We start from the raw sequence: 4643 nt of genomic DNA on the forward strand, positions 1-4643 counted from the left end.
CGGGCAAACCCATACCTTTTTGGTATTGCACTTTGTTTTTGCTCATCTCCCGCCTCCTTTGGTTTCAAGGGCTTGCACTTATGCCTTTGACTTCAAAATTGGCTGTGGGTCCTACGTAATCAGATAATCTAATAATGCGGCGATTTGTAAAGATTTTATAGGAACAAGAGATTTTTTTGCAGTTAAATTAAATAGTTACTCTGGAAAATATTTACAAAATAACTCTTAGGTGATCTTAACCGTTTAAAAAACAGGTCTTGGAAGTTATTCTGGTCAATAGAGATTAAAAGGTGTACCTGCCACCAGGACAGCGCTTTACTCTGAAACTAAATAGGACTAAAATAGTCCTAAATTACTTGGAGCAGGGCATGTTACGGTTAAGCAAACTAACTGACTACGCAACGGTCATACTAAGCCACATGGCGAAAGATAGTGTGCAAACGCATTCTGCTATGGGTGTGGCGGAGGCAACCGGAATTGCTTTGCCGACAGTCAGCAAAGTGTTAAAAATATTGGTTAATGCCAAGGTGCTGGTGTCAACACGAGGGATTAAAGGCGGTTATGCCTTGGCTAGACCACCTGAAAAAATTTCTGTGGCTGACGTTATCAGTGCCTTGGAAGGGCCGATTGCCTTGACCGAGTGCAGTATTTCCCATGAAGGTTGTGAACAGGCTTCGGGTTGTGGAATCAGTGGCAATTGGGGTTTGATTAACCAAGCCATCCAAAATGCCCTGGAGGCGATAACCCTGGCTGATATGATCAAGCCGGTTAACGTACCACGAGAAATTCTGATTCCTGTTGCCAGTTTATATCGTTGAATAAATATCATTGAAATTAAGAGTTAGTTATGTCCGCCAGTGCCAAAGAAATCAATAACCTGATAAACCAAAGTTACAAGCAAGGTTTCGTCACCGTTTTAGAAACGGAAACCTTTCCTCCAGGCTTGGATGAATCTGTTATTCATAAGTTGTCCAAGGTCAAAAATGAGCCGGAATTCATGCTGGAATACCGTCTAAAAGCGTTTCGGCACTGGCAAACCATGAAATCGCCGGAGTGGGCTTTCGTCAAGTTTGATCCAATCGATTATCAAGCTATAAGCTATTATTCTGCGCCAAAACGCAAGGAAGATGGGCCAAAAAGCCTGGATGAAATCGACCCGCAAGTATTGGAAGCCTACAAAAAACTGGGCATTCCTCTGGATGAACAGGAGCGTTTGGCCGGTGTTGCGGTGGATGCGGTGTTTGATAGCGTGTCGGTGGCGACTACGTTTAAAGGCAAGCTGAAAGAAGCGGGAGTTATTTTTTGCCCGATTTCCGAAGCCTTGCGCGACCATCCGGAATTGATCAAACAATATCTGGGTTCAGTTGTGCCGCATACTGATAATTATTTTGCGGCTTTAAATTCAGCCGTATTCACTGATGGCTCATTTGTCTATATTCCTAAAGGCGTGCGTTGTCCGATGGAGTTATCAACCTATTTCAGAATCAACGCCGCCAACACCGGGCAATTTGAAAGAACGCTGATTATTGCCGATGAAGGCAGTCATGTATCCTATCTCGAAGGCTGTACCGCGCCGATGCGTGATGAAAATCAGTTACATGCGGCGGTAGTCGAGTTGATAGCGCTGAAAGATGCGACGATTAAATACTCTACTGTGCAAAACTGGTATCCGGGTGACAAGGAGGGTAAAGGCGGTATTTATAATTTTGTAACCAAACGGGCTGATTGCCGTGGCGATAATTCCAAGGTGTCGTGGACGCAGGTGGAAACCGGTTCGGCAATTACCTGGAAATATCCCAGCTGCATTTTGACCGGAGACAACGCCGTCGGGGAATTCTATTCCGTGGCGCTGACCAATAATTATCAACAGGCCGACACCGGCACCAAGATGATCCATATCGGTAAAAATACCCGCAGTACGATTATTTCCAAAGGCATCTCGGCGGGCAAAGGGCAGAATACCTATCGCGGTTTGGTCAAGGTATTAAAAAGCGCAGAAAATGCGCGCAACTATACCCAGTGTGATTCTTTATTGGTTGGTGATAAATGTGGCGCGCATACTTTTCCTTATGTGGAAGTCAGGCAGCCTTCGGCTCAAGTCGAACATGAGGCGACTACATCTAAGATCAGCGAAGACCAATTGTTTTTCTGCCAGCAACGCGGAATATCAGCAGAAGATGCCGTGTCGATGATAGTCAACGGCTTCTGTAAAGCAGTGTTCAAGGAACTTCCGATGGAGTTTGCGGTAGAGGCGCAGGCGTTGTTGGGGTTGAGTTTGGAAGGTTCAGTGGGTTAGTAGTCTGGCAATGATGACTAAATACGAAATGATTATTTACTGGAGTGAAGAAGACCAAGCTTACATTGCCGAAGTGCCAGAATTAGCAGGTTGTATGGCGGATGGTTCGAGTTATCAAGAAGCGGTTGTTAATGCGAAACAAGCTATTGACGAATGGATGAAAACGGCTAGGGAACTTGGGCGACGCATTCCAAAACCTAAAGCAAGTGCTAGAAAAGCCATTGCAATAACAACAGAAAAATTGGGTAGTTGGGCAATTGGATTAATTGGAAGTTTTATTCCACCTGTTCGTCATTTAAGTGCAGTGTTATTTGAAAGAGTTTTACCTGCATTTGATAATCTACAGGAGGAAGCTGATAACTTATTGGTCGATAGCTATTCTGAATATGCTTACGATGAAAATGTTACTTGGTTCATACGCACTTCTGCCGTAAAACAAGTAGAAATCAATCTTCACGGCGTTGGATTACGTCATTTATTTGAACAACATTTCTGTCATTTAGTATCAAATTGGCTTAGAGATAGGCGGCATGAAGCTAATTACAATAAAGATAAACATGTACTGATTAGTACTAGTGAAATAAAGATCGAGAATTTTCGTTCATGGAAAATACTTGAAGAACTTCGACATGCTTGTAATGCGGTGAAACATGCAGAAGGTAACAGCGTAGAAAAACTTGAGAAGATTCGCCCTGACTTGTTCAAAAATCCGTCAATAGATTCGTTACCAGACTTTAATTTTTCTCGAAAAAGATTGCCAGTACAAAACCCAATGGCTGGACAAGATATTTATCTACAAGAAGATGATATTAGAAAGTATGCTTTTGCTATTGAGGATTTTTGGAACGAATTCATAGAAAAACTAGAGAACCACGAGATGGCATGAAACTCTAAACCCATCATGATTATGTCTTAAGCGAGTACCCTTTATGTACTATAAACAATTAACCGCCATTATCCACAAAGAAGACGATGCTTATGTGTCATTCTGCCCCGAATTAGATATTGCCAGCCAAGGTTCAGATATTGAAGAAGCCAAAGGCAATCTCAAAGAAGCAGTGGAACTATTCTTTGAATGCGCTTCTGAGGAAGAAGTTAAACAACGCTATTACGGAGAAACCTATATCTCCTCAATGGATATAGCTTTTGGGTAAGTTACGGATTTTATCGGGTAAGGAAGTTTGTCTAATCCTCATAACACAAGGTTTTGAACAGGTACGGCAAGAAGGCAGTCACATCATTATGCAAAAGCAAGTAAATTCATCCACGATTACTGTCCCTGTTCCACAACATAAAGAGATTAAAGCGGGAACGCTAACTTCAATTATCAGACAAGCACAATTATCACGTTCTATCTTTGAAAACTAACTTTAAGTTAAAACATGAATAACAAATACACAGCAGTAATCAAACAAGACGGCGATTGGTGGTTAGGTTGGATTGAAGAAATCCCTGGGGTTAATTGTCAGGAAGCGTCGCATGATGAATTAATTGAAAGTCTAAGAGTTACTTTGCAAGAAGCCTTGGCTTTCAATCGTGAAGAAGCCTTATTAAACGCTGGCACTCATTATAAAGAAGAGCTTATTGCACTGTGAAACGATCTGAATTAATCAGATATTTGAAAGCGCATGGTTGTGAACTATTAAGGGAAGGTGGACGGCATTCGTGGTGGCACAATCCAGAACAAAATAAACGTTCAGCAGTCCCTCGGCATAATGAGATTAAAGACATTTTAGCGAATAAGATTTGTAAAGACTTGGGTGTAAAGCCCGTTAAATAACACAGGTAAAAACAACATGCTCCACATAGAAAACCTCCACGTCAGTGTAGGTGACAAGCCTATTCTCAAAGGCATTAACCTGCACGTAAAAGCGGGTGAAATCCATGCAATTATGGGGCCGAACGGGACGGGCAAGTCCACATTGGCATACACATTAATGGGGCATCCCAATTATAAGGTAACTGAGGGAGAGATCATTTTCAAGGGGCAAAATGTTCTTGATCTCGAACCAGATGAACGTTCGCGTGCTGGAATCTTTTTGGCTTTTCAGTATCCTGTAGCGATTCCCGGCGTGACCGTGGCGAACTTCCTGCGCACAGCCATCAATTCACGTCTTCGCGCAGACAACCCTGAACATAAAGGTATGCCCATTCCTGAGTTCCGCAAGTTACTTAAGGAAAAGATGGACATGCTCAAGATGGATCATGCTTTTGCGGGGCGTTACCTGAACGATGGTTTCTCAGGCGGCGAAAAGAAGCGCGCCGAGATTTTGCAAATGGCGACCCTCAAGCCAGAAATCGCAATTTTAGATGAAACTGATTCGGGCCTGGATATTGACGCCCTGCG

Annotated in this window: 8 protein-coding genes; all 8 read left to right on the plus strand. The window is 42.9% G+C overall.

Annotated features, from left to right (window positions below; all coding sequences use genetic code 11):
- The first annotated feature begins 368 nt into the window (after positions 1-368).
- The gene (locus ACLQ6D_RS01905) at positions 369-818 is read left to right on the plus strand and encodes an SUF system Fe-S cluster assembly regulator (protein ID WP_411725566.1); all 450 of its coding nucleotides are present in this window, start codon (positions 369-371) and stop codon (positions 816-818) included.
- A gap of 29 nt (positions 819-847) precedes the next feature.
- Positions 848-2296: a Fe-S cluster assembly protein SufB gene (gene sufB / locus ACLQ6D_RS01910; RefSeq protein WP_411725567.1), complete on the plus strand. Its 1449-nt coding sequence runs from the start codon at positions 848-850 to the stop codon at positions 2294-2296.
- A gap of 10 nt (positions 2297-2306) precedes the next feature.
- Positions 2307-3182 carry a type II toxin-antitoxin system HicB family antitoxin gene (locus tag ACLQ6D_RS01915; protein ID WP_411725568.1) on the plus strand — a complete coding sequence of 292 codons (876 nt, stop codon included), beginning with the start codon at positions 2307-2309 and terminating at the stop codon, positions 3180-3182.
- Between the two features lie 43 nt (positions 3183-3225).
- Complete coding sequence (locus ACLQ6D_RS01920) at positions 3226-3450, plus strand: type II toxin-antitoxin system HicB family antitoxin (protein ID WP_411725569.1); 225 nt, start codon at positions 3226-3228, stop codon at positions 3448-3450.
- Complete coding sequence (locus ACLQ6D_RS01925) at positions 3443-3664, plus strand: type II toxin-antitoxin system HicA family toxin (RefSeq protein WP_411725570.1); 222 nt, start codon at positions 3443-3445, stop codon at positions 3662-3664. The genes ACLQ6D_RS01920 and ACLQ6D_RS01925 overlap by 8 nt, the downstream gene beginning before the upstream one ends.
- A 14-nt stretch (positions 3665-3678) precedes the next feature.
- Positions 3679-3891, plus strand: coding sequence for a type II toxin-antitoxin system HicB family antitoxin (locus tag ACLQ6D_RS01930; protein ID WP_411725571.1), 213 nt, complete (start codon positions 3679-3681; stop codon positions 3889-3891).
- Entirely contained in the window at positions 3888-4076 is a 189-nt protein-coding gene (locus tag ACLQ6D_RS01935; RefSeq protein WP_411725572.1) for a type II toxin-antitoxin system HicA family toxin, read from the plus strand. Before ACLQ6D_RS01930 ends, ACLQ6D_RS01935 begins: the two co-directional genes overlap by 4 nt.
- 16 nt (positions 4077-4092) lie before the next feature.
- Positions 4093-4643: Fe-S cluster assembly ATPase SufC (gene sufC, locus ACLQ6D_RS01940; RefSeq protein ID WP_411725573.1), on the plus strand; the 551-nt coding region annotated here is incomplete at its 3' end.

Source organism: Methyloglobulus sp. (assembly GCF_046714055.1).
Taxonomy (GTDB): Bacteria; Pseudomonadota; Gammaproteobacteria; order Methylococcales; family Methylomonadaceae; genus Methyloglobulus.

Excerpts from the sequence above, each read along its gene's own strand:
- ACLQ6D_RS01920 (WP_411725569.1), top strand. The coding sequence starts at position 3,226 with ATGTACTATAAACAATTAACCGCCATTATCCACAAAGAAGACGATGCT.
- ACLQ6D_RS01915 (WP_411725568.1), top strand. The coding sequence starts at position 2,307 with ATGATGACTAAATACGAAATGATTATTTACTGGAGTGAAGAAGACCAA.
- sufB (WP_411725567.1), top strand. The coding sequence starts at position 848 with ATGTCCGCCAGTGCCAAAGAAATCAATAACCTGATAAACCAAAGTTAC.
- ACLQ6D_RS01905 (WP_411725566.1), top strand. The coding sequence starts at position 369 with ATGTTACGGTTAAGCAAACTAACTGACTACGCAACGGTCATACTAAGC.
- ACLQ6D_RS01930 (WP_411725571.1), top strand. The coding sequence starts at position 3,679 with ATGAATAACAAATACACAGCAGTAATCAAACAAGACGGCGATTGGTGG.